26 protein-coding genes are annotated in these 26,172 nt (G+C 72.1%); 10 read left to right on the top strand and 16 right to left on the bottom strand.

The window, feature by feature from the left end:
* Window positions 1-2: 2 nt before the first annotated feature.
* The 3 genes from ispF to IE217_RS19380 form a co-directional block, all read right to left on the bottom strand.
* Complete coding sequence (gene ispF / locus IE217_RS19390; protein ID WP_190179160.1) at window positions 3-497, bottom strand: 2-C-methyl-D-erythritol 2,4-cyclodiphosphate synthase; 495 nt, start codon at window positions 495-497, stop codon at window positions 3-5.
* Complete coding sequence (ispD, locus tag IE217_RS19385) at window positions 487-1,299, bottom strand: 2-C-methyl-D-erythritol 4-phosphate cytidylyltransferase (protein WP_190179159.1); 813 nt, start codon at window positions 1,297-1,299, stop codon at window positions 487-489. Before ispD ends, ispF begins: the two co-directional genes overlap by 11 nt.
* Before the next feature lie 290 nt (window positions 1,300-1,589).
* The gene (locus IE217_RS19380; RefSeq protein WP_003953493.1) at window positions 1,590-2,072 is read right to left on the bottom strand and encodes a CarD family transcriptional regulator; all 483 of its coding nucleotides are present in this window, start codon (window positions 2,070-2,072) and stop codon (window positions 1,590-1,592) included.
* 710 nt (window positions 2,073-2,782) lie between these two features.
* On the opposite strand from IE217_RS19380, the gene IE217_RS19375 reads away from it, so the two are divergent.
* The gene (locus IE217_RS19375; RefSeq protein ID WP_190179158.1) at window positions 2,783-3,481 is read left to right on the top strand and encodes a copper chaperone PCu(A)C domain-containing protein; all 699 of its coding nucleotides are present in this window, start codon (window positions 2,783-2,785) and stop codon (window positions 3,479-3,481) included.
* A 162-nt stretch (window positions 3,482-3,643) separates the two neighbouring features.
* On the opposite strand, the gene phoP is transcribed toward IE217_RS19375, so the two are convergent.
* Window positions 3,644-4,315: a two-component system response regulator PhoP gene (gene phoP / locus IE217_RS19370; protein ID WP_465201975.1), complete on the bottom strand. Its 672-nt coding sequence runs from the start codon at window positions 4,313-4,315 to the stop codon at window positions 3,644-3,646.
* 5 nt (window positions 4,316-4,320) lie between these two features.
* Window positions 4,321-5,586: a two-component system sensor histidine kinase PhoR gene (gene phoR, locus IE217_RS19365; protein WP_190179157.1), complete on the bottom strand. Its 1,266-nt coding sequence runs from the start codon at window positions 5,584-5,586 to the stop codon at window positions 4,321-4,323.
* A gap of 188 nt (window positions 5,587-5,774) precedes the next feature.
* On the opposite strand from phoR, the gene phoU reads away from it, so the two are divergent.
* The 4 genes from phoU to IE217_RS19345 all read left to right on the top strand — a co-directional run bounded on the left by phoU (window position 5,775) and on the right by IE217_RS19345 (window position 9,804).
* Entirely contained in the window at window positions 5,775-6,464 is a 690-nt protein-coding gene (phoU, locus tag IE217_RS19360; RefSeq protein ID WP_190179156.1) for a phosphate signaling complex protein PhoU, read from the top strand.
* A 123-nt stretch (window positions 6,465-6,587) separates the two neighbouring features.
* Window positions 6,588-6,743, top strand: a complete 156-nt coding sequence (locus IE217_RS19355) for a hypothetical protein (RefSeq protein ID WP_189705823.1) — start codon at window positions 6,588-6,590, stop codon at window positions 6,741-6,743.
* 360 nt (window positions 6,744-7,103) lie between these two features.
* Window positions 7,104-7,673, top strand: coding sequence for a lamin tail domain-containing protein (locus IE217_RS19350; protein ID WP_190179155.1), 570 nt, complete (start codon window positions 7,104-7,106; stop codon window positions 7,671-7,673).
* 238 nt (window positions 7,674-7,911) lie between these two features.
* Window positions 7,912-9,804, top strand: a complete 1,893-nt coding sequence (locus tag IE217_RS19345) for a trypsin-like serine peptidase (protein WP_229865411.1) — start codon at window positions 7,912-7,914, stop codon at window positions 9,802-9,804.
* 112 nt (window positions 9,805-9,916) lie between these two features.
* Here the strand turns inward: IE217_RS19345 and lepB are convergent, their stop codons facing one another.
* The 4 genes from lepB to IE217_RS19325 form a co-directional block, all read right to left on the bottom strand.
* Window positions 9,917-10,534, bottom strand: coding sequence for a signal peptidase I (gene lepB / locus IE217_RS19340; RefSeq protein WP_229865410.1), 618 nt, complete (start codon window positions 10,532-10,534; stop codon window positions 9,917-9,919).
* A 220-nt stretch (window positions 10,535-10,754) separates the two neighbouring features.
* A complete protein-coding gene (locus IE217_RS19335; protein ID WP_190179153.1) occupies window positions 10,755-11,354 on the bottom strand; it encodes an RICIN domain-containing protein in 600 nt (199 codons plus the stop codon).
* Window positions 11,351-11,896 (bottom strand): hypothetical protein, encoded by a 546-nt coding sequence (locus IE217_RS19330; RefSeq protein WP_190179152.1) that lies wholly within the window; start codon window positions 11,894-11,896, stop codon window positions 11,351-11,353. The genes IE217_RS19335 and IE217_RS19330 overlap by 4 nt, the downstream gene beginning before the upstream one ends.
* A 541-nt stretch (window positions 11,897-12,437) precedes the next feature.
* Entirely contained in the window at window positions 12,438-13,199 is a 762-nt protein-coding gene (locus IE217_RS19325; protein WP_190179151.1) for a phosphoglyceromutase, read from the bottom strand.
* Window positions 13,200-13,394: 195 nt separating this feature from the next.
* Here IE217_RS19325 and IE217_RS19320 point away from each other — a divergent pair, with 195 nt between their 5' ends.
* Complete coding sequence (locus IE217_RS19320) at window positions 13,395-14,672, top strand: MDR family MFS transporter (RefSeq protein ID WP_190179150.1); 1,278 nt, start codon at window positions 13,395-13,397, stop codon at window positions 14,670-14,672.
* A 33-nt stretch (window positions 14,673-14,705) separates the two neighbouring features.
* Here the strand turns inward: IE217_RS19320 and IE217_RS19315 are convergent, their stop codons facing one another.
* Window positions 14,706-15,164 carry a DUF2000 domain-containing protein gene (locus tag IE217_RS19315; protein WP_190179149.1) on the bottom strand — a complete coding sequence of 153 codons (459 nt, stop codon included), beginning with the start codon at window positions 15,162-15,164 and terminating at the stop codon, window positions 14,706-14,708.
* Window positions 15,165-15,346: 182 nt separating this feature from the next.
* On the opposite strand from IE217_RS19315, the gene IE217_RS19310 reads away from it, so the two are divergent.
* Complete coding sequence (locus IE217_RS19310) at window positions 15,347-16,099, top strand: AraC family transcriptional regulator (RefSeq protein ID WP_229865434.1); 753 nt, start codon at window positions 15,347-15,349, stop codon at window positions 16,097-16,099.
* On the opposite strand, the gene IE217_RS19305 is transcribed toward IE217_RS19310, so the two are convergent.
* From IE217_RS19305 to IE217_RS19295, 3 genes are all read right to left on the bottom strand, one after another.
* Window positions 16,078-17,757 carry a glycosyl hydrolase family 28-related protein gene (locus IE217_RS19305; RefSeq protein ID WP_190179147.1) on the bottom strand — a complete coding sequence of 560 codons (1,680 nt, stop codon included), beginning with the start codon at window positions 17,755-17,757 and terminating at the stop codon, window positions 16,078-16,080. The genes IE217_RS19310 and IE217_RS19305 overlap by 22 nt on opposite strands.
* 160 nt (window positions 17,758-17,917) lie before the next feature.
* Entirely contained in the window at window positions 17,918-18,448 is a 531-nt protein-coding gene (locus IE217_RS19300) for a type III secretion system chaperone family protein (protein WP_190179146.1), read from the bottom strand.
* Window positions 18,441-19,874 carry a glycosyltransferase gene (locus tag IE217_RS19295; RefSeq protein ID WP_190179145.1) on the bottom strand — a complete coding sequence of 478 codons (1,434 nt, stop codon included), beginning with the start codon at window positions 19,872-19,874 and terminating at the stop codon, window positions 18,441-18,443. The genes IE217_RS19300 and IE217_RS19295 overlap by 8 nt, the downstream gene beginning before the upstream one ends.
* 351 nt (window positions 19,875-20,225) lie before the next feature.
* Between IE217_RS19295 and IE217_RS19290 the strand changes: the two genes are divergently transcribed.
* The 3 genes from IE217_RS19290 (at window position 20,226) to IE217_RS19280 (ending at window position 24,060) form a co-directional block, all read left to right on the top strand.
* Complete coding sequence (locus IE217_RS19290; RefSeq protein ID WP_190179144.1) at window positions 20,226-21,056, top strand: class I SAM-dependent methyltransferase; 831 nt, start codon at window positions 20,226-20,228, stop codon at window positions 21,054-21,056.
* Between the two features lie 211 nt (window positions 21,057-21,267).
* The gene (locus IE217_RS19285) at window positions 21,268-22,377 is read left to right on the top strand and encodes a C40 family peptidase (protein ID WP_190179143.1); all 1,110 of its coding nucleotides are present in this window, start codon (window positions 21,268-21,270) and stop codon (window positions 22,375-22,377) included.
* A 351-nt stretch (window positions 22,378-22,728) separates the two neighbouring features.
* Window positions 22,729-24,060 carry a PP2C family protein-serine/threonine phosphatase gene (locus tag IE217_RS19280; RefSeq protein WP_190179142.1) on the top strand — a complete coding sequence of 444 codons (1,332 nt, stop codon included), beginning with the start codon at window positions 22,729-22,731 and terminating at the stop codon, window positions 24,058-24,060.
* Window positions 24,061-24,173: 113 nt separating this feature from the next.
* Here IE217_RS19280 and IE217_RS19275 read toward each other — a convergent pair whose 3' ends face one another.
* The 3 genes from IE217_RS19275 to IE217_RS19265 all read right to left on the bottom strand — a co-directional run bounded on the left by IE217_RS19275 (window position 24,174) and on the right by IE217_RS19265 (window position 26,013).
* The gene (locus tag IE217_RS19275) at window positions 24,174-24,521 is read right to left on the bottom strand and encodes a DUF2516 family protein (RefSeq protein WP_190179368.1); all 348 of its coding nucleotides are present in this window, start codon (window positions 24,519-24,521) and stop codon (window positions 24,174-24,176) included.
* A 101-nt stretch (window positions 24,522-24,622) separates the two neighbouring features.
* Window positions 24,623-25,336, bottom strand: a complete 714-nt coding sequence (locus IE217_RS19270) for a hypothetical protein (RefSeq protein ID WP_190179141.1) — start codon at window positions 25,334-25,336, stop codon at window positions 24,623-24,625.
* A 134-nt stretch (window positions 25,337-25,470) separates the two neighbouring features.
* Complete coding sequence (locus IE217_RS19265) at window positions 25,471-26,013, bottom strand: helix-turn-helix domain-containing protein (RefSeq protein WP_190179140.1); 543 nt, start codon at window positions 26,011-26,013, stop codon at window positions 25,471-25,473.
* Between the last annotated feature and the right edge of the window lie 159 nt (window positions 26,014-26,172).

Below are 26,172 nucleotides of genomic sequence, written 5' to 3'. Positions count from 1 at the left end.
CCTCAGCTCACCCGCACCACGAGCGCCGTCGCCACGGCCATGAGCCCTTCGTCCCGGCCGGGGAAGCCGAGCCCGTCGGTCGTCGCGCCGGAGACGGTCACCGGGGCGCCGGCCGCCTCGGAGAGGATCTTCTGCGCCTCCTCGCGCCGCCTGCCGATCTTCGGGCGGGGGCCCACGACCTGGACGGCCACGTTCCCGATCCGGAAGCCCGCCTCGCGCACGATCCGCGCGGCCTCAGCGAGCAGCGTCACCCCGGACGCGCCCGACCACTCGGGCCGGCCGGTGCCGAAGTGCTGCCCGAGGTCACCGAGGCCGGCGGCGGAGAACAACGCGTTGCACGCGGCGTGCGCGACGACGTCGGCGTCGGAGTGCCCGGCCAGTCCCGGCCCCTCGCCCTCCCACTTCAGGCCCGCGCACCACAGCTCCCGGCCCTCCTCGAAGGCGTGGATGTCGGTGCCGATGCCCACCTGGGGCAGCACCAGGGGGTCAGAAGCCATCGTTGAGCCTCCGGCGGGCGAGGACCGCCTCGGCGAGGACCAGGTCGAGCGGGCGGGTGACCTTGAAGGCCTCCTCGTGTCCCGGCACGGCCACGACCGGCTCGCCGAGCTGCTCGACCATGCTCGCGTCGTCGGTGACGCCGTCGGTGACCGTCTCGTGGGCGCGCACCAGGGTCGCCCGGTCGAAGCCCTGCGGGGTCTGCACGGCGCGCAGCCGCGCCCGGTCGGGGGTGGCGACCACCGGTTCGGGCGCGCCCGGCTCGGCGGCCGGCTCGACCTGCTTCACGGTGTCCGCGAGCGGCAGCGCGGGGACGACGGCCACCGCCCCGTCCCGTACGGCCTCGATGACGGCGTCCACGGTGTCCACCGGGACCAGCGGGCGGGCCGCGTCGTGCACGAGGACGATGTCGTGACCGGGCGGCAGCGCCTCCAGACCGAGCCGTACGGACTCCTGACGGCTGTCGCCGCCCGGGACGACCATGAAGTCGGTGCCGCCCCAGGTGCCGCTCGGCGTGCCGCCGGGCAGCGCGTGGGCGTCGAGCAGCGACTTGACCTCGGCGGCGCCGTCGGGCGGGGCGACCACGACCACCAGGGAGACGGCGCGGGAGGCGGCCAGCGCGCGCACCGCGTGGACCAGCATCGGCGTGCCGCCCAGCGTGCGCAGCGCCTTGGGGGCGCCGGGGCCGAGGCGCACACCCCGGCCGGCGGCCGGGATCACGGCGGCGACACGGGTGGCGGGGCGGTCCGCCGGGCGGTCGGCGGGGCGGGCGTCCGCGGGCGAAGGGCGCGATTCGTCAGACATCGGTTCCTGTCAGGTTTGTGTGCTGGCCTTGTCTGGGTATGGCCACACCGTGCCGGGCGCGACGCCCCGACCGGACCCTTCCGTGACCCTGGTCGGGCGCACTGCCCGGGCCCGGCACACACTATCGGGGGCCCACCCCGTCGTACGGCAGGGACGCCAAGCGCGGGATGCCGCGCGGGTACGAACATGCCGCAGCGCCCGGCGACTGCGATCGCGTCATCGGGCACCGCGGCATTATCAGTGTGCTGAACAGAGGCGAGTGGTGCGGTCGCCCCGGATCAGGACCGGCGTCAGGATGCGAGAACCTCGTCGAGCAGGGCCTCGGCCTTGTCCTCGTTGGTGTTCTCCGCGAGGGCCAGCTCGCTCACCAGGATCTGGCGGGCCTTGGCGAGCATGCGCTTCTCACCTGCGGAGAGTCCGCGCTCGCGCTCCCGGCGCCACAGGTCGCGCACGACTTCCGCGACCTTGATGACGTCGCCGGAGGCGAGCTTCTCCAGGTTTGCCTTGTAACGACGCGACCAGTTCGTGGGCTCCTCGGCATACGGAGCGCGCAGCACCTCGAAGACCCGGTCCAGCCCGTCCTGACCGACCACATCACGCACGCCGACGAACTCCGCATTGTCCGCTGGCACACGTACCGTCAGGTCACCCTGGGCGACCTTCAGCACCAAGTAGGTCTTGTCCACGCCTTTGATCTGGCGAGTTTCGATGGCCTCGATCAGCGCGGCCCCGTGATGGGGATAGACCACGGTGTCGCCAACCTTGAACGTCATGTGACAGGTACCCCTTCCGTGGCTATCCAGGGTAACACGGATACGGCGTCTTCTGAATGGCGTTTTCGCAGGTCAGGGCATATCTCGGGGCTTGACAACAGCGACAGGAACGTGCTTCGGAAGGGTCGGACGGGCCAAGAGGAGGCGGGTATTCGCAGGTCGGAGGGGCTCTCCGCACGGGGTGAAACGCGTACGCTACACACATTCAGCGCACCATCCAAACGGCGGAACGTCCCGATATGTCCGTCTCCAAGCGCGCGCCTTCCGCTACTCCGTTCGATGCGGATGCGTCACGTCCGAGCCGAATCCGGAATTGATCACGGCGACCGGACAACGCGCCGGCATGCCGGTCCGTGATCAATTCCCGGGCGCCCGCGCATTCCCGCGCCGGAAATCCGCGCAACCGCCGCCGCGGGCACAAGGGCGTTCTCGCCTTCTCGCCGGGCCGTTGCCGCCTTCTTATGTGAATGGCGGACGGACACGCGGCCAATGGCCCGGGTCCAATGGGCCGACGAGAGCGCATTGCGAGCGCGGTGACGGCCCCGCCGAAGGCGGTGTACGGGTGCCTCGGGAGGCAGAAGAGGCGCTGAGGGGCGGGTCGGGTGCGAGGCCCCGGGAACGGCTCGGTAACCTATGGCCGCTGACAGTCACTTAGGGCGGCTTTACAAGGAGCCGCCTGCTCCGCCCACGTTCAAGGAGTTGCCGCCGCCGTGAGCAGCAGCCTTCGACGCGGCGCCCTCGCCGCCGCCGCCATCGCGTTCTCGATCGCCTCGCTCGCCGCGTGCGGTGCCGGCAACAACGCCCAGACGCTCCAGGTCAAGCCGGACAACGCGGCCGCCACCGTAGGCGACATCAAGGTGCAGGGCGCCACGGTGATCACCCAGCCCGACCCGCAGTCCAAGGGCCCGGCCGTCATCTCCGCGACCGTCTTCAACAGCGGCACCACCGACCAGACCCTGGACTCCATCAGCGTCCAGGGCGACGGCACCGCCCAGCTCTCGCCCGCGGGCGGCAAGGGCAAGCTGACCGTCCCGGCCGGCGGCTCCGTCGTCATCGGCGGCAAGGGCAACGCCGCCGCCGTGCTGCCGGGCCCGGCCACGGCCGTGCAGAACGGCAACGCGCAGCAGATCACCTTCACCTTCAGCAAGGCCGGTGACGTGAGCCTGCGCGCCTTCGTCGTCCCGGCCAAGAGCTACTTCGACAAGTGGGGCCCGAGCAACGTCCCGGCCGCCCCGGGCGCCACCGGCACGGCCAAGCCGTCCGCCTCGCAGTCCGCGGGCGCCGGCAAGCCGGCGAAGTCGCACTCGCCGTCCAAGGCTCCGTCCGGCTCGCCCTCGGCGGCCGGCTCGCACGCCGGCACCACCGTGACCCCGAGCGACTCGGCCTCCCAGTCGGCGGCCGGCCACTGACCCGGGCCCGGACCGGAAACGAACAGTGGGGCGGCACCCTCCGGTAGGAGGATGCCGCCCCACTGCTTTCCCCTGCTCACCGCCGCGCACGGCCGCTCACGGCCGCTTTCCGCCTGCGCGGTCGCGCGGCTGCCCGGCTGTTCGGCTGCCCGGCTGTTCGGCCTACGGCTCGAACTTGTAGCCCAGTCCCCGCACGGTCACCAGGAAGCGCGGCGCCCCCGGGTCCGGCTCGATCTTGGCGCGCAGGCGCTTGACGTGGACGTCCAGCGTCTTGGTGTCGCCCACGTAGTCGGCGCCCCACACGCGGTCGATGAGCTGCATACGGGTCAGCACGCGGCCCGCGTTGCGCAGCAGCATCTCCAGCAGGTCGAACTCCTTGAGCGGAAGGTCGACCTTGGAGCCGGAGACGGTGACGACGTGCCGGTCGACGTCCATGCGGACCGGCCCGGCCTCCAGGGCGGCCGGGGTGACCTCCTCCGGCTCGCCGCGCCGGCGCAGTACCGCCCGGATACGGGCGACCAGCTCGCGGGAGGAGAAGGGCTTGGTGACGTAGTCGTCGGCCCCTATCTCCAGGCCGACGACCTTGTCGATCTCGCTGTCCTTGGCCGTCACCATGATCACGGGGACGTTGGAGCGGCCGCGCAGCTGACGGCACACCTCCGTGCCGGGCAGGCCCGGCAGCATCAGGTCGAGGAGGACGAGGTCGGCGCCGTTGCGCTCGAACTCGTCGAGTCCGTCGGGCCCGGTGGCCGCGACGGCGACCTCGAAGCCCTCCTTGCGGAGCATGTACGACAGGGCGTCGGAGAAGGACTCCTCGTCCTCGACGACGAGCACACGGGTCACGGAAGGACCTCCGGGGCGGGAAGCGGTTCGTACGGGGATGAGTCTGTGGGGGGATGCCCGTTCTCGTCGTCGAGACCGGGGTGCTGCCGGGCGCGGTCGCGGGCCTCGCGGGCCGCGGCCGCCTCCGGCAGGCGCAGGGTGAAGGTGGAGCCCTGTCCCTCGGCGCTCCAGACCGTGATCTCCCCGCCGTGCGAGGCGACCACGTGCTTCACGATGGCCAGGCCCAGGCCCGTGCCACCCGTGGCACGTGAGCGGGCCGGGTCGACGCGGTAGAAGCGCTCGAAGATGCGTTCCTTGTCCTTGTCGGAGATGCCGATGCCCTGGTCGGTGACGGCGATCTCGATGAGGTCCCCGCCGGGCGCGGTGACACTGCGGGCGGCGATGCCGACGCGGGTGCGGGCCGGGGAGTAGTTGACGGCGTTCTCCACGAGGTTGCCGAGGGCGGCGGCGAGCTGGCCGCGGTTGCCCCACACGTGCAGGTCGGCGGTGCCTCCGGTGGCCATCGTGATCTGCTTGGTGCCGGCCTGGTGGCGGCAGCGGTCGATGGCCTCGGCGACGAGTTCGTCCACGCGTACGGGCTCGGCGTCCTCGAGGGGGTCGTCGTTCTGCACGCGGGAGAGGTCGATGAGCTCCTGCACGAGGCTGGTGAGCCGGGTCGCCTCGATCTGCATCCGCCCGGCGAAGCGCTGCACGGCCTCGGGGTCGTCCGAGGCGTCCATGACGGCCTCGGAGAGCAGGGAGAGCGCGCCCACCGGTGTCTTCAGCTCGTGGCTCACATTGGCGACGAAGTCGCGCCGTACGGCCTCGATCCGGCGCGCCTCGGTCAGGTCCTCGACAAGCAGCAGCACGAGGCGCGACCCGAGCGGGGCGACCCGCGCGGAGACGGCCAGGGCCTCGCCCCGTCCGGTACCGCGCCGGGGCAGGTCCAGCTCGACCTGCCGTATCTCCCCGTCCCTGCGGGTGTCCCGGGCCATCTGGAGCATCGGCTCCACCGCGAGCTTGCCGCCCCGGACCAGCCCGAGGGCGTACGCCGCCGAGCTGGCCTTGACCACGCCGTCGGCCTCGTCGAGGACCACGGCGGAGGAGCGGAGCACCGACAGGACGGTGTCCACGCCGGGCGGCAGCACCGGGTCGGTGTGCAGGGACGTACGGGTCGGGCGCTTGAGCTCCCGTTCGCTGAAGCGGAACGCCAGAACGGCGATGACACCGGTGAGCACCCCGGCGATCGCTGCCGCTGCGGCGACCGCCGCGTTCACGTCCATGCGTCCAGGTTAGGCATGGGACGGGACGTGCCCACAGCCGTCCGGGTGCGAGCTCGAACACTCGTCGCCCAGAGTTCACCTTGGAGCCAGTGATGGTTCATTTGGGGTGACGGAAACGGACGCGTAGGGACCCGACCGTGGGAGCGTGGGGTTGACACCCCTACCGGATACGCACGAGAGGGAACCTGATGCGGGACGCGTACCACGAGGAACTGGACTCGATCGGCGACGGTCTGGTGGAGATGGCCCGGCTGGTCGGGTCGGCGATCGGGCGCGCCACGACCGCCATCCTCGACTCGGATCTGAAGCTGGCCGAGAACGTGATCGAGGCCGACAAGAGGGTCGACGAACTCCAGCACGACCTGGAGGCCCGGGCCATAGCCCTGCTGGCCCGGCAGCAGCCGGTGGCGACGGACCTGAGGATCGTCGTGACGTCCCTGCGGATGTCCGCCGACCTGGAGCGCTCGGGCGACCTCGCCCAGCACGTGGCCAAGCTCGCCCGGCTGCGCTTCCCCGAGCGCGCGGTCCCCTACGACCTGCACGCCACCATCCTGGAGATGGGCCAGCTCGCGCAGCGCCTGATGGCCAAGGCGGCCGAGGTCATCGTGACCAAGGACGTCGACCTGGCGCTCCAGCTGGAGCAGGACGACGACGAGATGGACCTGCTGCACCGCACCCTGTTCCAGCACCTGATCGACGACCGCTGGAAGCACGGCATCGAGACGGCCGTCGACGTCACCCTGCTCGGCCGCTACTACGAGCGCTACGCCGACCACGCGGTCGCGGTGGCCAAGCGGGTGGTGTACCTGGTGACGGGCGAGCACGCGGACGAGCTCCAGCAGGACATCCAGCCCGTGACCGGAGTGGAGGGCGCCTGAACCGGCGCGGGAAACAGGCGCGGGGACCGGACGCCAGGGCGCGCGCGAGCCACTGTGCGCCGTTGATGCGCCCAGGGAAGCGGGCATGGAATGGGCAAAGGCACCGGCCTCGAGGAGAAACCCATGACCGATTCCCCCAGCACCACGCCCGACCCCACGCAGGAGCGCGAGACCGAGCAGCCCGCCGAGATCAAGAGCCTTCCGCTCTTCGGCGCCTGCGGCTGCGGCTCGGGCTGCGGCTGCGGGTGCCAGTCGGGCGGCCCCTGCCAGTGCGGCTGACTCCGTAACCTCTTCACCGCGAAGGGCCCCGGCGCACGCCGGGGCCCTTCGACATGCGCGGGCACGGCACGTGCGCGCCCCGGCCGTTACCCACTTTCGAGTGACGCGGACCACACGTCTGGGGTGGCGCAAACCGGCGAAAGCCTCCGCAAAGCCCGTAAACAAAGCCTTCACGCCCACACCGGGCGTCAACCCCGCACATACACCGGATAAATGGATATTGCACTCAAGAGTCACAGATATATGGACGACCTGTAACACAGCCCGGATTGCGACCACCGGCGGTGGGACCCGGGGCCAAGGTGTCCCTGCGCGGCCGACCGGCCGCACTCGCACTTCGCACTCCATGCAGGGGGCACTGTGTCCGTTTCCGCTTCCGTCACCACCCGCCGTCTCGCCGCGGCCGTCCTCACGGCCGGCACCCTGGTCGGCACGGTGGCGCTGCCGGCGTCCGCGGCCGACCACGCGCGTCCGTACCGCCCGCAGGTGGAGATCACCCACGTGCAGTACGACACCCCGGGCCGGGACGACCGCTCCAACCGTTCCCTCAACAGCCAGTGGGTGGAGCTCACCAACACCACCCGCCACTCCGTGAACATGGACGGCTGGACGCTGTCCGACCGGGAAGGCCGCACCTACACCTTCCACCACTACCGGCTGGACCGCCGGGCCACCGTCCGCGTCCACACCGGGGTCGGCCGTGACAGCCGCCGCGACCTGTTCCAGGACCGCCACCACGTCGTCTGGGACCGGCGCGACACCGCCACCCTGCGCAACGACGACGGCCGCGTCGTCGACTCGGTCTCCTGGGGCGGCGAGCGCCACGGCCACCGCTCCGACGACCGCCGCACCGACCGGGACAACCGCCGCCACGACGACCACCGCGACGACCGCGACAGCCGCCGTCACGGCGGCGGCCACCACGACTGACCCTCCCCGGCCCGGCCTCGAACACGACGCAGCCAGGAGCCCCCTCCCCGCGCCACCGGCACGGGGAGGGGGCTCTGGCGTTGGCCGGAAACAGGTGGCCGGTGTGGGGCCATGTCGGTGATCACATCGCGACGCGCCTCAACTCGCTGGCCCCCTTCGGGTGTTCGTGCGAAGATCGCGTGTCCTGTCGCCGTTCGGGTGTATCGCCGTCAAGGTGTGCCCCGTCAGTGGAGTGGAATTGTTCTCGCGTCACAGACGTCTGCTGGTCGTAGCAGCCGCGTGCGCGGCCGTGCTCGGGGGTTCCGGGCAGGCCGCGTGGGCCGGGCCCCCGTCCCCCGGGCCGTCCCCGTCCGCCGCGTCGCCCGCGCCGCGTGCTGGTTCGGGCTCGGGCAAGGGCACGGGCTCGGGCAAGGGCACGGGCACGGGCTCGGGGCGGGAGGCACGGCAGGCCGCCGAGTACTGGACCGCGGGGCGGATGGCCGCCGCGCGGCCGCTGGACGACGCCAAGAACGCCGCGGACACCGCCGGTTCGGGCTCGCGCGCCGTGGCGGGCGTGACCAAGGGCACGCTGTTCGGCGGAACCCGGCTCGTCGGCACGTTCTTCGGCTCCGGCGGCCCGAACGGCACCGACTGGACCTGCACCGGCAGCGTCATCGACACCCCGGCCAGGAACATCGTCCTCACCGCCGCCCACTGCGGGCTGGGCATCAAGGCCGACTACATCTTCGTACCGAAGTTCCTCAAGGGCGCCGGTCCCGACCAGCAGCCCTACGGCATCTTCCACATCCAGCACGTCTACATCGACCCGCGCTACGTGCCCGACCAGGGCTCCTCGACCACCAAGAAGCCCTGGTCCGACCTGGACACGGCCTTCGCGCGGGTTTCGGCCAACCAGCGCGGGCAGCAGCTCCAGGACGCCGTCGGCGGCGGCCTGACCTTCACGCAGCCGGCCGGCTACGTCAACAAGAACGTGACCGTGGTGGGTTACCCGGCGAGCAAGTACGGCAACGACGCCGGGCAGGCCGTCAAGTGCACGGTGCCGACCACCCAACTCCCCGGCTACCGCCAGATGTCCATGACCTGCGGCGGCTACTACGGCGGCACCTCCGGCAGCCCCTGGATCACCGACTACCAGGACGACGCGGTCACCGGCCACGTCATCGGAAACCTCGGCGGCTACAACGGCGGCGGCAACGACGCCAACGTCGACTACATCAGCTACGCCCCCGCGTTCGGCACCGACGCCGCCAACCTCCTGGCCGACGCCGTCGCCGGCCAGGACCCGCCGGGCAACCTGCCCCCGTACCAGGGCATCCAGGCCAAACTGCCCGGCGGAGCGGGGACTTGGCAGCACGCCAAGCTGCTGGCCTCCGGCGAGTACACCGGCGACAAGTACGGCGACATGATCGTCATCTGGTCGGACGGCGAGGTCAGCCTCTACCCCGGCGACGGCAAGGGCGGCTTCCAGAAGGAAGTCCAGCTGCGCGCGGCCAACACCGCCTGGGGGCAGGCCGTCACCATCACCGGCGGCGACTTCGCCGGCGGCGACCGCTACGACCTGATGGTGCGCTGGTCCAGCGGCAAGGTCAGCCTCTACCCCGACGTCAGCCCCGCCGGCCTCGGCAAGGAGATCCAGATGGCGCCCGCCGGCTCCGACTGGAAGAACGCCGTGCAGATGACCGCCGGGCAGTTCCACAACGGCAAGTACGTCACCGACCTCGTCGTCCGCTGGGCCTCCGGCGAACTCACCCTCCACACCGGCGTGGGCGCCGGCACCTTCGGCACCAGGCACCGCCTCCAGGATCCCGGCTCCACCTGGAAGAACGCCACCCTGGTGACCAGCGGCAACTTCAGCCACCACACCAACTGGGACCTCCTCGTACGCCGTTCGGACGGCGAACTGGACTCCTACGCGGCCACCTCCCCGGCGGGCCTCGGCACCAGGACCCGTCTTGCCGCCCCCGGCACCACCTGGACCCACGCCCAGGTCATGACGGCGGGCAACTACACCACCAACCAGCTCGGCGACGACCTCATCGTCCGCTGGTCCGACGGCGAGACCACGCTGTACGCCGACACGAGCGCGACGCGCCTCGGCACCGAGGACACACTGGTGTACCCGAACACCTGACCCGGGGGCAGGCCGGCCCGGCCGGGGCGGGAGCCGGCCGGGGCGGGGCCGGCCTGAAAAGGTGACAGCCCGGAAACGACGTGCTCCAGGCAAGCCCCACCCTCGTTCCCGCTCAGGCCACAGGCCAAGGCTCCGCCGGCGGGAACGAGCGCCGGGCACGTCGTCCGACGGCGTAGCTTGCGAGACCGGCAAGGACCAGCACGATCCCGAGGCCCCCGAGCGTCGCCGGCACCGCCGCCACGGTCCGGCCCTCCACCACTCGTCCCCGCACCCCGGAGGCCGCGACACTGCCCGACCGCTCGCCGAGGTGGAAACGCGAGTCGTTGGCGTTGTCCCGGTGGTCACCCAGCAGGAACAAGCGTCCCTCCGGCACCGTCACCTCATACGGCCTGACCGTCAGGTTGTCCGCGCCGTCCGTCACGTACGGCTCGTCGACCGGCCTGCCGTTCACCGAGACGCGGTTGCCCTCACCCGCCACGTGATCGCCGCCCACTCCGATGACCCGACGCAGCAGCGGTCCCAGCCGAGTGTGTTCCGGTGCGTCGATGAGCAGTACGTCGCCCCGGCGTATCTCGCTCGCGTCGATCCGCTCGATGAACAGCCGATCGCCCTGGCGGTACGTGGGGCTCATGGAGCCGCCCATGACCGTGGCCATCCGGTAGTTCGCGAGGGTGTACACGATGGTCCCCACCAGGAGGGTCAACCCGAGCGGTGCCAGCACCCAGGCCACACCCGTCCACCTGCCGACTGCTCTTCGCCGCTGCATGATCAACCTCTTCGTCAACCGCCCGACGGCTGTACGGGCCGACAAAGAATATGCGTCCCCGGAACACCGGCCCGAGCGGTCCGCTCCGGCAGCGCGGGCGGGTCCCTGCCGAGTCGGCAGGGGCCCGCGGCACAGCAGAGGAGCACCGGAGACGACCGGCCGGCCGTCCGGCAGCGGTGGCTGCCTAGTGGACCATGCTCCAGATCTGCCACTTGTTGGAGTGGTTGTCACAGGTCTTCTTGAACTGGCCGATGTCGAAGACCATGTTGTTCGCGTGGCCTGCCTGTCCCCGGTCCAGGCAGAAGTTGAACTCGGTGCGGCCCGACAGCGGGCCGGACGGCTGCCAGTTGAGGAACTGGAAGCTGTTGGAAGGGTTGCCCGGGGTGTTGCCGACCCAGGTCATGTTCCACTGGTCCCGGTAGTTGCCCGCGTCGCAGCTGTCGGTCTTGGCCTCGTAGCCGTTCCCGGCGAAGAACTGGACCCGCAGACAACGGCCGGTCTGGACGTTCTGGATCTGCACCCTGCTGTAGTAGTTGTTCACGTCCGGGGCGTAGGACGTGACGTTCCAGCGCTGGTAGCTGCCGCCGTTGCAGGGCAGGATGTACAGCGACCCGTTGTAGTTGCTGTCCAGGCAGTCCAGGCCCTGGTCCTGGAGGTCCTGCAGCTGGACGTTGCGCTGGTAGGTCGCGGCCTGCGCCGTCCCCGACAGGGCGAGCGTGCCGGCCAGGGAGCCCACGGTCATGACACCCGCCGCCACCGCGGTCCTGAGCTTCTTGCGCTTCATATGCCGCACACCTGCCAGTTGTGGCTGGCCTCGTTGGCGCCGGTGGCGAAGCTGTGGCCGTTGCCGTAGTAGTCGGTCGGGCGGCAGGTGGGGATCCTGCCGTCGCTGAAGGTGAGCCCGATGTGCAGCCTCGGCTGGCTGTAGCCGTAGCCGAAGCTGTCGATGGGCACCAGGTTCGAGGACCCGTACGCCCCGTACTGGCCCAGGCTTCCGATGTCCGCCTTCCCCGCCTGGTGGCCGTGGGCGTCCTGCAGCCAGATGTAGTTGTCGCCGATCATGGACAGGTCGACGTTCTGGTCCCAGTGCACCTCCGCGTACTCCATCCGGCAGCTCGGGATGTACCCGATGTACAGCTTGCCGAGGTGCTTGTTGGAGATGACGCCGCCGTTGTACCCGTAGAGGTCCGTCGGCTTGCTCGCCAGGACGCGGTCCGAACCGCAGGATGCGGCGTGCGCCGCCGGCGCGTTCGCGGCGGCCAGGCCGGTCGTGGACATCAGGGCCAGCGCCCCCGCCAGGACGGACCTTCTGATCCTGAGTCTCACTGATCGTATTCGCATGTGCTCCCCCATACGTGGTGAACTGGGCCGGCCGTGCAGGATGGGGCAGACCAGGCTGCCCGAGTCGGCCTGGTGAACTTCCGCCTCCCACACGACCTCACCCGCCCGCCTCCAGACGCTGCGTGTCGCGGTCAAGACATCGCAGGTGACGCTGGTGAGCAGGGACGCGGTTTGCGTCGAACGCCAACCTAGGCCCGTCAACGCATTGTGCGGGGTGCCTGGTTGCACAGTGAAGAGGGGGTTCCGGTGCCGCATTGCACAGCGAGCCGGGAAAACCGCAGACGCGACCGCCCTCGGAACACCAGGCAGAGCCGCCTGGTGTTTCATCGCGGCTTTCCGAGGCGAGGCCCTGCGACGACCGGCTGCGCTGGGAGCACTGCCGCGTCGGCGTCCGGCTCCAGCGGACCGGCCGTGGCCGCCGTCTCGGACACGGCCCGGCCGGAGCCGTCGGGCACCTTACGGCCCAGAGGCAGAAAAGCCCCCTCCCAGCGGAGAACCCGCAGGCAGGGGGCTTATTCGCGGGCGGTTACTTCTTCTTGCCCTGGTTCTTGACCGCCTCGATGGCTGCTGCTGCCGCGTCCGGGTCGAGGTAGGTGCCGCCGGGGGTCACCGGGTGGAAGTCGGCGTCCAGTTCGTAGGACAGGGGGATGCCGGTGGGGATGTTGAGGCCGGCGATGTCGGCGTCCGAGATCTGGTCGAGGTGCTTGACCAGGGCGCGGAGGCTGTTGCCGTGGGCGGCGATCAGGACCGTGCGGCCGGTCAGGAGGTCGGGGACGATGGCGTCGAACCAGTACGGGAGCATGCGGGCCACGACGTCCTTCAGGCACTCCGTCTGCGGGCGCAGCTCCGGCGGGAGCGTCGCGTAGCGCGGGTCGGAGAACTGGGAGTACTCCGCGTCGCGGGCCAGCGGGGGCGGCGGGGTGTCGTAGGAGCGGCGCCAGAGCATGAACTGCTCCTCGCCGAACTCCTCCAGCGTCTGCGCCTTGTCCTTGCCCTGGAGCGCGCCGTAGTGGCGCTCGTTGAGGCGCCAGGAGCGGTGGACCGGGATCCAGTGGCGGTCGGCCGCCTCCAGGGCGAGCTGCGCGGTGCGGATCGCGCGCTTCTGCACGGACGTGTGGACCACGTCGGGCAGCAGGCCGGCGTCCTTCAGCAGCTCACCGCCGCGGACTGCCTCCTTCTCGCCCTTGTCGTTGAGGTTGACGTCCACCCAGCCGGTGAACAGGTTCTTCGCGTTCCACTCGCTCTCGCCGTGGCGGAGGAGGATCAGCTTGTACGGTGCGTCGGCCATGCCTCCGAGCCTAATCCACGCCCTGCGGGCCGCGCCCCGGCCGCCCGCCAGGCGGACAGGAGGGGAAGGAGCCCTCCGGGTCAGCCGACAGTTGACGGGTTCTGTTAATTGAGTGGCCCGGCGCCGGGCCGCCCCCGTAAGTTGTGCTCGCCGCTTCGGCCGCTTACATTCACCGCTCGTACCCGGGGGCCCTCCATGTCCGTCGCCAGTCTCAGACGTGCCGCGCGCGAGACCGTCTCGGGGCTACCCCGTGAGTTCTGGTGGCTGTGGACCAGCACCCTCGTCAACCGCCTCGGCGCCTTCGTCGCCACCTTCATGGCGCTGTACCTCACCCTCGACCGCGGGTACTCCGCCTCCTACGCCGGTCTGGTCGCCTCCCTGCACGGGCTCGGCGGGGTCGTGTCGTCGCTCGGCGGGGGCGTCATGGCCGACCGGCTCGGACGCCGGCCGACCCTGCTGGTCGCGCAGGCATCGACGGCCCTCGCGGTCGCCGCGCTCGGCTTCGTGCACGAGCCCGTCGCCATCGCCGCGGTCGCCTTCCTCGTCGGCATGGCCTCCAACGCCTCCCGGCCCGCCGTGCAGGCGATGATCGCCGACATCGTGCGGCCCGAGGACCGGGTCCGCGCCTACTCGCTCAACTACTGGGCGATCAACCTCGGCTTCGCCGTCTCCTCCATGGCCGCCGGTTTCATCGCCGAGTTCAGTTACCTCGCCGGGTTCCTCATCGAGGCCGGCATGACCATGGCCTGCGCGATCGTCGTCTTCCTGAAGCTGCCCGAGTCCAGGCCCGCCGCGCCGGAGGGCGCGCACGGCGCCGACCCGGGCGCGCACGGCTCCGTGCGGCTCGCGACCGTGCTGCGCGACCGGCGGTTCATGGCCGTGGTCGGGCTGTCCTTCCTCGTCGCCGTCGTCTTCCAGCAGGGCGCGGTCGGTCTGCCGGTGGCCATGGGCCGGGCCGGGTTCACGCCCGCCGACTACGGCATGGCCATCGCGGTCAACGGCATCCTGATCGTCGCCCTCCAGATCCCGGTCACCCGTCTCATCGAGCACCGCGATCCCCGGCGGCTGCTGGTCGTCTCCTCGCTCCTGGCCGGGTACGGCTTCGGGCTCACCGCCTTCGCCGGGTCGGTCGGCGTCTTCGCCCTCACGGTCTGCGTCTGGACCCTAGGCGAGATGGTCAACGCGCCGACCCAGACCGGGCTCGTCGTACGGCTCTCCCCCGTGCACGGGCGCGGGCGCTACCAGGGCGTCTACACGCTGTCCTGGTCGGTGGCCGCGCTGGTCGCCCCGCTGATGTCCGGCGCCGTCATCGACCGGCTGGGCGCGGAGTGGCTGTGGGGGTCCTGCGCGGTCGTCGGCACGGTGGCCGGCTTCGGTTACGCGGTACTGATGCGGCGTATGCCGAAGGCGGAGCCGGCGGACGCCGGCGCCGGGGCCCCGGCGAGCGCCCGGCGCGAGGCCACGGCCGCCTGACCCGGAAGGGGCGCGGCGCGGTCCCGCGCTCGCTCAGGGATGCATCCGCGCCCCCTTCAGCACCTTGTCCACCGCGTTCCTCGGGCCGTGCACCGCGAGGCCGACCAGGTCCAGTTCCGCGGTGCGGACGGAGCGGACGGCCGCGCGGTTGTCGTGGTCGTTGCCTGTGGCGAAGAGGTCGGAGGTGAAGACCGCGCGCGGCAGGGCGCGGGACAGGGTGCGGGCGTGGGCCGCGGTCAGCGTCTCCTTCGTGCCCTCGAAGACCAGTACCGGCTGGCGGAACATCGGCAGGTACGGCACCGCGTCGGCGTCCTCGTACGGCTCCCCGATCACCTCGGGGACGACCGTGCCGAGGCCGCTGACCAGGAACGCGGTGACGTTCAGACGCTGCCAGGGCTCCAGGTCCCCGCGCAGCAGCACGGCGATCTTGGTGTCGAACCGGACGGGGGGCGCGTCGGGCCGCCCGTTCTGCGGGCTGGACTGCTCGTTCATGGAGATGAGACTCGCCGACGCCGTACGGCGCCGTCTTGTACGTTCTTTGCGTGGCCGGACAGCAGCGGGCCCCCCGGCAGCAGCCCGGGCGCGCCGAGCAGCCAGAGGGCGCCGAGCAGCCAGAGCGCGCCGAGCGCCCCGGGCGGGACGTCGCCGCCTGGCGGCCGGGCGTCCCGGGCGTCGTGGAGGTCTTCCACGCCCACTTCACCGAGTACGCCTATCCCATGCACGTCCACGAGGCGTGGACGCTGCTGATCGTGGACGACGGCGCCGTGCGGTACGACCTGGACCGGCACGAGCACGGCACCCCGCACGACACCGTGTCCCTGCTGCCGCCGCACGTCCCGCACAACGGGTCCGCCGCCACCCCGGAAGGCTTCCGCAAGCGCGTCGTCTACCTCGACGCGACCCGCCTGGGCGACGAGCTCATCGGGGCCGCCGTGGACGGGCCCGATCTGCGCGACCCGGTGCTGCGGCGGCGGGTGGGGCAGCTGCACACCGCGCTCGCGCACCCCGGTGACGGGCTGGAGGCGGAGAGCAGGCTGACCCTGATCGCGGAGCGGCTGGAGGAGCATCTGCGGCACCGCTTGCCGGGCGGCGGGCGCGCACCGCGCCGGGATCCCCGTCTCGCCCGCCGTCTGCGGGAGTTGCTCGACGAGCGGGTCGCGCACGGGCTCGCGCTGGAGGAGGCGGCGGCGCTCCTCGGCGCTCATCCCGCCCATCTGGTACGGGCGTTCAGCACCGCCTACGGCATCGCCCCACACCAGTACCTGATGTCCCGCCGGGTCGGGCGCGCCCGCCGGCTGCTGCTGGAGGGGCTGCCGCCGGGTGAGGTGGCCCCGGCGACCGGGTTCTACGACCAGGCCCATCTGACCCGGCACTTCAAGCGGCTGGTCGGGGTGACGCCGGGGCGCTACCGGCTGAGCGCGCGCTGAGCCGCGTGGAGGTTGCGCGGCCGCACGACGCCGGTCGTGCCGTACAGCTCCAGGCGGGAGTGCAGATCGCCGGTGAAGTCGGGTACGTCGGTCTGGCCGGACTCGGTGACCTCGTTGATGCCGACGGTGGCGGAGTACGGGGCCAGCCCGTCGATCCGCGTCAGTCCCGCGCGACCGTTGGTGACGCGGATGTTCCAGTGGGTGAACCGGGCGCCGAACAGCGGTCCCGCGCTCGCGTCGCCGCCGTGGCGGCCGTCGTTGTTCACCGTGATGTCGGTGCGCACGTCGGCGAAGGGCAGGCCGCGGTGGCTGTCGAAGGTGCCCATCCGCATCTCGCCGCGCGACCAGACGTTGTACGAGGACAGGCCCTCGACGTTGATGCCGTGCAGCTGGGTGCCCGGCGGGGCCGGGACGGTGCGCTCCTCGACGGTGAAGTCCTCGATCAGGTTGTCGTGGGAGCCCTCGCGGCAGAAGTAGGGGTGGTGGGAGCCCCGGCCGGCCACCCGGGTGCGGCGCAGGGTGCAGGCGGAGGCGGCCACCAGGCCGAAGCCGTTGTCGACGTCGCGGACGACCACGTCGTCGGCCCAGCAGTCGTAGGCGCACTGGAGGACCACGCCGTTGTAGCCCTTGTCGAGCAGGTGGGGCGACTGCGGGGTCCGGACCGCCTCCAGGGTCAGGCCCTCCACACCGGAACCCGTCAACTCCTGGACGTGCGTGGTCAGTCGGGGGTCCCACTCGGGGCGTACGTCGAGCGGCAGGGGGCGTTCGAGGGTGACCTCGCGGCCGCGTACGCGCGTGATCCGCACCGGCCACTCGTAGGGGACGTACGAGGTCAGCTTGGTCTTGTCGTCCCAGTCGTACGCCTCGGGGCCGGGGCCGCCGCCCGCCATGTGCTGGAGCAGGGTGTGACCGGCGTCGTCGGCGAGGCGGAGCAGGACCAGGCGGCCGGGGCGCAGGGCGGAGGCGTCGGCGACCCGCACGGTCCACGCGCCCCGCTGCGCCGGTTCCACCGTGGTGAGGGTGGTCCACTCGTCGCGCCTGTTGCCGGTCCAGCCCTCGAAGGGCCAGGCCCTGGCCCGGATGGCGGCGGCCAGGGAGTTCCAGCGGGCCTCGGGGGCCAGCCAGATCAGGCCGCCGGCCCAGGACCAGGCCGACTTGTCGCCGCCGTAGCGGGAGCCGTAGACGCCGATCAGTTCGCTGAGGTTCTTGGTGGCGTACAGCGTCGTACGGCCGCTGCCGGCGCCGCGCAGGACGACGCGGGAGTGGCCGACGCGGATCAGGCCGTCGATGCGGAAGGTGCCGGGCGGGATGGTGACCGTGCCGCCGCCGGCCCGTCCGGCGGCCGCGATGGCACGGTTGATCGCGGGGGCGCAGTCGGTGGTGCCGTCGGGCACGGCGCCGTAGCGGGTCACGTCGGCCACGACCGGGCGGCGCGGGAGGCGGGCGGCGCCGCCCCGGCAGCCCGCGCGGCCGACGTAGGGGATCTGGGGGTGGGTGAAGGGCGTGCGCTCGAACTCCCGCCAGAGGGCTGGCACTTCGCCTCGGGCCTGCCCGGGTGCGCCTTCGGCCGTCGCCCTGCCGCCGGTCACCGCGACCGCCGCCACGGTGACGGCGCCCGCGAGCAGGGACCGTCTGCCGATGCCCGTGCTGCCGCTCATGTACGACCACCTCTTCATCGATTCATGTGCATGAACGCTGTTCAGGTGTGCGTCGGTGATGAGCATGCCATGACGGCCCGTGGCGGGGAAGTGGTAGTGCGGCCGGGCGAGTTGGCGGCGGGGGACCGGCAATCGGCGGCCGGCCCCAAGCCGGGGAAGGTCAGTCCGGAGCCGAGGAGGGCCGCTGGGTCAGGTGCGTGAACGCCTCGAGGTTCCGCGTCGACTCGCCGCGCGACACGCGCCAGGCGTACTCCCGGCGGATCGCGGAGGCGAAACCGAGTTCCAGCAGGGTGTTGAAGCTGCCGTCGGCGGCCTCCAGCACCTGCCCGAGGAGGCGGTCGACCTCGTCCGGCGTGATCGCGGCGAGCGGCAGCCGGCCGGTGACGTAGATGTCGCCGAGCTGGTCGACGGCGTAACTCACGCCGTACAGCTTGAGGTTGCGCTCCAGCAGCCAGCGGTGGACGCCGGGCTCGTTCTCGTCGGGGTGGCGGATGACGAAGGCGTTCAGGGACAGCGAGTGGCGGCCGACGATCATCGACAGGGTGGTCGACAGCTTCCGCGTGCCGGGCAGTTTGACCACGTAGGTGCCGGACTCGGGGCTCTCCCACTCCAGTTCCGCGTCCTTCAGGACGTCCTCGACGACCAGCGCCGCGCGCTGCTGTTCCGTCCCGCCGCTCCTGTCCTCACCCATGGTGGGAGCGTACGCGACGGCGGTGGGCGTGCAGCGCGGCCGTGTAGACCTCGACCGTGGCCGCCGCCGAGGCGTCCCAGCCGAAGCACCGCGCGTGGCGGGCGGCGGCGGCGCCCATCCGGTCCGCCAGGAGCGGGTCGTCGGCGAAGCGGTCCAGCACGCGCGCGTACGCGGCCGGGTCGTGGCCCTGGACCAGGAACCCGGTCTCGCCGTCCCGCACGGCCACCGGCAGCCCGCCGACCGCGGCCGCGACCACCGGGGTCCCGGCCGCCTGCGCCTCTATGGCGACCAGTCCGAAGGACTCGCTGTACGAGGGCATGACCAGCACCGACGCGGCCCGGAACCAGTCGGCGAGCTGGTCCTGCCCGACCGGCGGCCGGAACCGTACGACGTCGGCGATGCCCAGGCGGGCCGCCAGCTTCTGCAGCCCCTCCGGCTTGGCGAGGCCGCTGCCGCTCGGGCCGCCGACCACCGGCACGACGATCCGCGAGCGCAGCTCGGGCCGCCGCTCCAGGAGGACTCCCACGGCCCTCAGCAGCACGTCGGGGGCCTTGAGCGGCTGGATGCGGCCGGCGAAGAGGGGGATCAGGGCGTTGGCCGGGAGGCCGAGGCGGGCACGGGCGGCGGCGCGGGAGGCCATGACGTCCTCGACACGCAGGCGGGCGCGGCCGTCGGCGCCGGAGGGGCCACCGGGGGGAACGACGGGAGGGAACGGCCCGCCGAGGGACTCCGGGAAGGGGCGGAAGCGGCCGAGGTTCACGCCCGGGTGGACCACGGCGACCTTGCCGGGGTCGGCGCCGTAGTGCCGTACGAGCTCGTCGGCCTCCTCGTCGGTGTTGGCGATCAGCCGGTCGGCGGCCGCCACGATCTGCGTCTCGCCGATGACCCGGGCCGCGGGCTCGGGGGTGTCGCCGTCGGCCAGGTTGGCGTTCTTGACCTTGGCCATGGTGTGCATGGCGTGCACCAGCGGAACGCCCCAGCGCTGGGCGGCGAGCCAGCCGACGTGGCCGGAGAGCCAGTAGTGGGAGTGCACGAGGTCGTAGTGGCCGGGGCGGTGGCCGGCCCACGCCTGCATCACGCCGTGCGTGAAGGCACACAGCTGGGCAGGCAGGTCCTCCTTGGCCAGGCCCTCGTAGGGGCCGGCGTCGACGTGCCGGACGAGGACGCCGGGGGCGAGTTCGACGGCGGGCGGCAGGCCGCCGGAGGTGGCCCGGGTGAAGATCTCCACCTCCACGCCCTGCGCCGCCAGCCGCTGGGCGAGCTCCACGATGTAGACGTTCATGCCGCCCGCGTCGCCCGTGCCGGGCTGGTGCAGCGGCGAGGTGTGCACGGAGAGCATCGCCACGCGGCGGGGCCGGCGGTGCAGCCGCAGCCGCGCCGGTACCGCCGGGGAGCGACGCGCGAGCCTGCCGGCGTACTGGCTCACGGGGCGTTCCTCCTTGCTGCGGGCATGCCGGGCGTAGGGCACTGAGTGCCCCTCAAGAGGCAACGCCGCGAGGGGCGGGCCACTTCCCGTCGGCGGGTTCTTTGCCCAATCATTGCCGAGTCTCGCTCAACCGTTCGACGTCGGGTGGCGTGGCGTGCCACGTCGAGGGGCGTGGTGTGCCCGTCGGGGGCGTGGTGTGCCTGTCGGGGGCGTGGTGTGCGCGCCAGGTCCGGGATTGCGCGCGGTGGGTGCGCGCACCAGGTCCGGCGTTCCGCGCGGTGGGTGCGCGCGCCACGTGTTCTTGGTTACGCGGGTGCGTACGGCACCGAGTGCCCCCATACCCTCGTATCCATGACATCCCGCGCAGCGACCCGGCCGCCGAGCCGGCCCGTGGGCACGGTCACGCGCGGGACGACCAACCCGAACCGGCTGCGCCGCATGGACCGCTGGATCGCGGCCGTGCACGGCGCCGAGCTGCGCCGTGCCCCCGATCCGGTGGCCGTCGACCTCGGCTACGGCGCCGCCCCCTGGACGGCGGTCGAGCTGCTGCACCGGCTGCGCACCGCCGCCCCGCACGCGCGCGTGGTCGGCGTCGAGATCGAGCCCGCGCGGGTCGCGGCCGCGCGGCCCTACGCCCGCGAAGGCCTCGACTTCCGGCACGGCGGTTTCGAGATCCCCGTGCGGGGGCGCCCTCAGCTGATCCGCGCGGCGAACGTGCTGCGGCAGTACGACGAGGCCGAGGTCGCCGCCGTCTGGGAGCGGCTGTGCGCGCGGCTCGCCCCGGCGGACGGGCACTCGCGCGGGGGTCTGCTGGTGGAGGGCACCTGCGACGAGATCGGCCGGCGGCACGTGTGGGTGGCGCTCGGTCCGGAGGGTCCGCGCACGGTCACCTTCGCCACCCGGCTCGGCTCCCTGAACCGCCCCTCCGACCTCGCCGAACGCCTGCCCAAGGCGCTGATCCACCGCAACGTCCCCGGCGAGGCCGTGCACGCCTTCCTGCGCGACTTCGACCGCGCCTGGGCCGCCGCCGCGCCCTACGCCTCCTACGGCGCGCGCCAGCGCTGGATCCGCGCGGTGCGCGATCTCGCCGCCGACTGGCCGGTGGCGGACGGGCCGGGGCGGTGGCGGCAGGGTGAAGTGACGGTGGCGTGGGAGGCGTTGGCGCCGCGCCGCCCGCGGTGAGGCCGGGCCGCCGCACGTCCGCGGTGAGGCCGCCCCACCCCCTGTGAGCTGGAGGGAACGATCTCCGTGAGTCGTTCGTCACAGATGCGGGAACGGCAGTCGCCGGGTGGGAATCCGACCTCTGTTGTTTTGGGCGGGAACATGGCACGATCCCCCAGACGCCCGTAAGTTACTGACGGTAAATCAGGTTGAGGGGTTGGGGGTCCGGCGTATGGGACGGCGGGGCAGGAGCAGTGCGCTGGCGGCGGCCGTGGCAGTGGTCTGTGCGGTCACCGTGCTGGGCGCGCCGGGTGTGGCGTTCGCGAGCGCGCGGCCGGCGCCCTCGCCCTCCGGCTCCCCCACGTCCTCGCCCGCCCCGTCCCCCTCCGTGACGCTCGCGCCGGACAAGGACCTCGAGGCCGTCGGCGCCAAGCTGGACAAGCTCTACCACGACGCGGCCGTGGCCACCGACGCGTACAACGCGGCCGAGGAGAAGGCGAAGAAGCAGTCGGCCGAGATCGTCGACCTGGCCCGGAAGATCGTCGCCGAGCAGCAGAAGCTCGACGGGCTGAAGGACCGCGCCGGCGCCGCCGCCCGCGAGCAGTACCGTACGGGCGGGCTGCCGCCCGAGGCGCAGTTCATGCTCAGCGACGACCCGCAGACCTTCCTCGACGGGGCCGGCCGGGTGCTCCAGGGCGAGCGGGCGACCAAGGCGCTGATCGAGGAGACGGCCCGTATCCAGCGGGACTTGAAGGAGTACGCCGACGACGCGGCCGACCGCTGGCGCGAGCTGGAGGCGAACCGCAAGGAGAAGGCGGCCGCCAAGAAGCGGATCGAGCAGCGGATCGAGGAGGCCGAGAAGCTCCAGTCCAGACTGGAGAAGCGGCAGCAGGAGCGGCTGGCCCAGCTGGAGCAGCAGGCCGCCGACCGGGCCCAGACCCAATGGCTGGACACCGGCATACTCAAGGACGTCAAGGCCGGCGCGTCCGAGGCGGGCGCCAAGGCGGTGAAGTTCGCCACCGAGCAGCTCGGCAAGCCGTACGTGTGGGGCGCCGAGGGCCCGGGCTCGTACGACTGCTCGGGGCTGACCTCGCAGGCGTGGGCCGCGGCCGGGCACCCGATCCCGCGCACCTCCCAGGAGCAGTGGCGCCAGCTGAAGCACGTGGACGTCAAGGACATGCGCCCCGGCGACCTGATCATCTACTTCGACGACGCCAGCCACGTGGCGATGTACGTCGGGGACGGCGCGATCATCCACGCCCCTCGGCCGGGGCGCACGGTGACGGTGGCGGGGGCGGGGACCATGCCGATCCTGGGGGTCGTACGGCCGGACGCGAGCTGAGACAGGGCGGCGGGCGGGCGGTCGCGCCCGGTGACGTACCGGGCGACGGCCCCCTTCCACGGCGTACCCGGTGACGGACGCTGCGGCCCACCCGGTGACGTGGGCCACGTGATGGAGCGCACCCGGGGCGGGAGGCGGTCCCGGGGCCGGCGTGAGCTTCGTCATCCCCTTCCCGGCGGCGGCCTGTCCAACTCCGGTAGGTATCGCGGCATATGACAGTGGCCGCGGGCCGAGCGGGACGCCTCACACCATTCCGCTGCGGCGCCGACTACCGCTATGGTCCCCGTCGGTGGGCCGAGGACCCCTCGTGCCCGCCACATGCCCTCGGGGGGAGGGAAGGAATTCAGGACGATGCCCGTGCCCGTACCGCGGCAGAGAGCGATCCCGGCCGCGGAGAGCGGCCAGGCGCAGACCGCGCCCCCCGGCGGCGGCCCTCCGGCACCTCAGCCTCCGCAGAAGGACATCACGGTCGACAAGGACAACCGCAAGGCCGGTCACGGCACCGGCGGCGCCCAGCTCACGCTGCTGCTGATCGAGGACGATCCCGGCGGCTCGCCGATCGTGCCCACGCTGGTCGACTCGTCCGGCAAGCCGATCCGCGTCCGCACGGCCCGCAATCTGACCGAGGCCGCGCGGCTGCTCACCGACGACGTCCACTGCATACTGCTGGACCTGGCGCTGCCGGCGCCCGGCCGGTCCGCCGACCCCGACGACGAGCTGGCCGTGCTGCGGCACGTGCTCGAACTCGCGCCTCGGCACGCCGTGCTCGCGCTCACCGCCTCCGGCGACGCCGAGCGCGGCGCCGAGGCGGTGCGGGTGGGCGCCCAGGACTACCTGTTCCGCGACGAGCTGGACGGGCGGCTGCTGAGCCGTGCGATCCGCTACGCGGTGGAACGCAAGCGCTCCGAGGGGGCCGAGCGCCGGCTCGCCGAGGGCAAGCTGCGCGCGCAGGAGAACCGCCGCCTGGAGCGCGGCCTGCTGCCGACCCCGCTGCTGGACGGCTCCTCGCTGCGCTTCGCCGCCCGCTACCGCCCGGGCCGCTCCCGGGCGCTGCTCGGCGGTGACTTCTACGACGCCGTGCGCACGCCCGACGGCACCGTGCACGCCATGATCGGCGACGTCTGCGGGCACGGGCCCGACGAGGCGGCGCTCGGCGTGGAGCTGCGCATCGCCTGGCGGGCGCTGACGCTGGCGGGGCTGTGCGGGGACGAGCTGCTGAACACGTTGCAGCAGGTGCTGGAGCACGAACGCGCCGACGAGGAGATCTTCGCGACGCTGTGCACGGTGGACATCGCGCCGGACGGGCGCCGCGCCGGCCTGTGCCTGGCCGGTCACCCCTCGCCGCTGGTCATCACCCCGGGCCGGCCCGCCAAGCTCCTGCCGTACGAGAACAACGGCCCCGCCCTCGGCCTGCTGCCCGGCGCCCGCTGGCCCCGGATGCAGGTGGAGCTGGGCGCCGAGTGGAGCCTGATGCTCTACACCGACGGCCTGATCGAGGGCCGCGGCGGCCGGGACGGCGAGCGGCTCGGCCAGGACGGCATGCTGGAGATGGTCCGCCGCCAGCTCGCCGAGGGCCTGCGCGGCGAGGACCTCCTGCGAGCAGCGGTCAACGAGGCCCGCGACCTCAACGGCGGCGAACTGACGGACGACGTGGCCGTCGTCCTACTGGACCGGGAGCCGTAACGCCGCGCCGCGCGGGACCGGTCGCGGTGCGGCCGGTGTGCCGCGCGGGCGGCCGGTGGCGGCAGGCGCCTTCATTGCCGAAGGTGGCCGGCGGCCGCCGTTGCCGGTGGTGGCTAGCGGCCGCCGTTGTACGGGCCGTACGGGCCGTCGCTGCTGCTGCCGCCGCGACGTCGCCAGCCGCCGTTGCCTCCGGAGACCTGCTTGAGGGCGGGGCGTACGTCCACGATGTAGACGATGCTCGCGATGACGCCGATGACGGGGAGGAAGGAGAAGATCGAGAACAGGTAGCTCACCGCGAGCGCGATGGCCAGGATGATCAGCCAGAACACCTTGTTCTGCTTGTCCGCCGCGCGGAAGGCGTCCTCGCGCCGGAAGGCGGCGTCGAACAGCCCGAACGCGGCGAGGGCCATGAGGAGGATCTTCAGGATCCCCAGGAACCCCGCGAAGCCCAACATCAGCATGCCGTCCACCGCCCGTTTCTTCCGACTCCTTGCGGCCACCGTACCCGTAGAACGGGCCGGACACCCCAAGGGTGCCCGGCCCTCGAACTCTCCGCGTCCGCCTACTTGGCAGGCGGGGTGGTCTTCTTCGCCGCGGGCGCGGTCTTCTTCGCGACCGGCGCCTTCTTGGCCGCCGGCTTCTTCGCCGAAGCGGCCTCGGCCCCGGCCGGCCCGGGCTGGGCGGGCTTGACCTCGACGGGCTTCACGACCGGCTTGGCCACGGCGGGCCCGGCCGCGGCCGGCTCGGCCTTGGGCTCGACCGCGATGGCGAGCTCCTCGACGTTCTCGGCGACGTCCTCGATGCCCTCGGCGGCCTGACCGCGCCAGGTGCGCACGGCCTGCTCACCGTGCTCGGCGACCTTCTCGTAGGTCTCGCGGGCCTTCACGGCGTACTCGGCGGCGACGCCGACACCGCGCAGCGCGAGGTCCTGGGCGCTCTCGCCGAGCTTCTTCAGGTCGGAGTCGATGTTCGTGCCGAACTTCTTCAGGTCGGAGTCGAGGGAGTTGAAGAACTCGGTGACCTTGCTCTGGAAGCTCTCCTGCGTCTCCTTGACGCGGGCACCGGCCTCCTTGGCGCGGGCGGCGGCCCGCTCCTGGACGGCCTTGGGGTCGGTGTTGCGCACCGCGTCGATGCGGGCGGGAGCCTCGGCACGCAGCTGCTCCACCAGGGCGGGCACCTTCTTGGCCTGCTGCAGGGCCAGGTCCGCGGTACCCGCCGCGAAGTACAGCGGCGTGGGGTTGCTGAGGGTCTTGCGCAGGTCCTCGGTGATGGCCATGGTGACGGTCCTCCCGGATCGGTTCACTGTCGCTTGAGGGTTTTGTGGTGTGCCGCGGGTACGGCCGGCGAGCGGCCCGGGCCGCGGGGCCCGAGCCCCACAGGCGAACCGCATCGGCCACGTCGGCCGCGGGATCAGCCGGCCGTCCGCCGCGGTTCGGTGTCGCCGCCGCCGGACGTTCGTCTACGGCGTCGCTCGGCGGGTTCGGCGTCCGAGGCGGAGCCGGCGTCCCGTATGGAGCCGCCGTCGGCACCGACGGCGGCGCCGTCGGCGGTGCCCGCCCCGCCTCCAGGGCTCTCCGGCTCCTCGTCGTCGGGTCTGCCGGTCCCGAACCCGTTCTCCTTGCGGAAGGACTCGTAGATCTGGAGCAGCACTTGCTTCTGACGCTCGTTGAGCGAGGGGTCGGCGAGGATGACGGCACGCGTCTCCACGTCGTCCCGGTCCCGCTCGGCATCGAGGATGCCGGCCCGCACGTACAACGTCTCGGCGGAGATCCGCAGCGCCTTCGCGACCTGCTGCAGCACCTCCGCGCTCGGCTTGCGCAGCCCGCGCTCGATCTGACTCAGATACGGATTGGACACCCCGGCGGCATCGGCGAGCTGCCGCAGCGACAGCTGCGCGTTGCGCCGCTGCTCGCGCAGGTACTCACCGAGGTTGCCGACGTTGAGCGATGCCATACCTCCACCTTGCACGTCCCCGCTAACAATTGCAAGCAACCCGCTTGCAAAAGTGCCCCACACCACTCTTGAGGCCGAGCAGGTGCTCGTGGTGGTCCATGTCCTGTCTCTGTGATGTCCGGGCAGTCCCGGAGATCTCCGGGCATCTGAGCTGACGTC

It is taken from the genome of Streptomyces naganishii JCM 4654 (assembly GCF_014650575.1).
GTDB lineage: Bacteria > Actinomycetota > Actinomycetes > Streptomycetales > Streptomycetaceae > Streptomyces > Streptomyces naganishii.
This window is presented reverse-complemented; position numbering and strand designations above follow the sequence as displayed.

Coding starts and splice junctions, on each gene's coding strand:
- ispF (WP_190179160.1), bottom strand. CDS start 497: ATGGCTTCTGACCCCCTGGTGCTGCCCCAGGTGGGCATCGGCACCGAC.
- ispD (WP_190179159.1), bottom strand. CDS start 1,299: ATGTCTGACGAATCGCGCCCTTCGCCCGCGGACGCCCGCCCCGCCGAC.
- IE217_RS19380 (WP_003953493.1), bottom strand. CDS start 2,072: ATGACGTTCAAGGTTGGCGACACCGTGGTCTATCCCCATCACGGGGCC.
- phoR (WP_190179157.1), bottom strand. CDS start 5,586: ATGGACGTGAACGCGGCGGTCGCCGCAGCGGCAGCGATCGCCGGGGTG.
- phoU (WP_190179156.1), top strand. CDS start 5,775: ATGCGGGACGCGTACCACGAGGAACTGGACTCGATCGGCGACGGTCTG.
- IE217_RS19355 (WP_189705823.1), top strand. CDS start 6,588: ATGACCGATTCCCCCAGCACCACGCCCGACCCCACGCAGGAGCGCGAG.
- IE217_RS19335 (WP_190179153.1), bottom strand. CDS start 11,354: ATGAAGCGCAAGAAGCTCAGGACCGCGGTGGCGGCGGGTGTCATGACC.
- IE217_RS19325 (WP_190179151.1), bottom strand. CDS start 13,199: ATGGCCGACGCACCGTACAAGCTGATCCTCCTCCGCCACGGCGAGAGC.
- IE217_RS19320 (WP_190179150.1), top strand. CDS start 13,395: ATGTCCGTCGCCAGTCTCAGACGTGCCGCGCGCGAGACCGTCTCGGGG.
- IE217_RS19315 (WP_190179149.1), bottom strand. CDS start 15,164: ATGAACGAGCAGTCCAGCCCGCAGAACGGGCGGCCCGACGCGCCCCCC.
- IE217_RS19305 (WP_190179147.1), bottom strand. CDS start 17,757: ATGAGCGGCAGCACGGGCATCGGCAGACGGTCCCTGCTCGCGGGCGCC.
- IE217_RS19300 (WP_190179146.1), bottom strand. CDS start 18,448: ATGGGTGAGGACAGGAGCGGCGGGACGGAACAGCAGCGCGCGGCGCTG.
- IE217_RS19290 (WP_190179144.1), top strand. CDS start 20,226: ATGACATCCCGCGCAGCGACCCGGCCGCCGAGCCGGCCCGTGGGCACG.
- IE217_RS19285 (WP_190179143.1), top strand. CDS start 21,268: ATGGGACGGCGGGGCAGGAGCAGTGCGCTGGCGGCGGCCGTGGCAGTG.
- IE217_RS19280 (WP_190179142.1), top strand. CDS start 22,729: ATGCCCGTGCCCGTACCGCGGCAGAGAGCGATCCCGGCCGCGGAGAGC.
- IE217_RS19275 (WP_190179368.1), bottom strand. CDS start 24,521: ATGCTGATGTTGGGCTTCGCGGGGTTCCTGGGGATCCTGAAGATCCTC.
- IE217_RS19270 (WP_190179141.1), bottom strand. CDS start 25,336: ATGGCCATCACCGAGGACCTGCGCAAGACCCTCAGCAACCCCACGCCG.
- IE217_RS19265 (WP_190179140.1), bottom strand. CDS start 26,013: ATGGCATCGCTCAACGTCGGCAACCTCGGTGAGTACCTGCGCGAGCAG.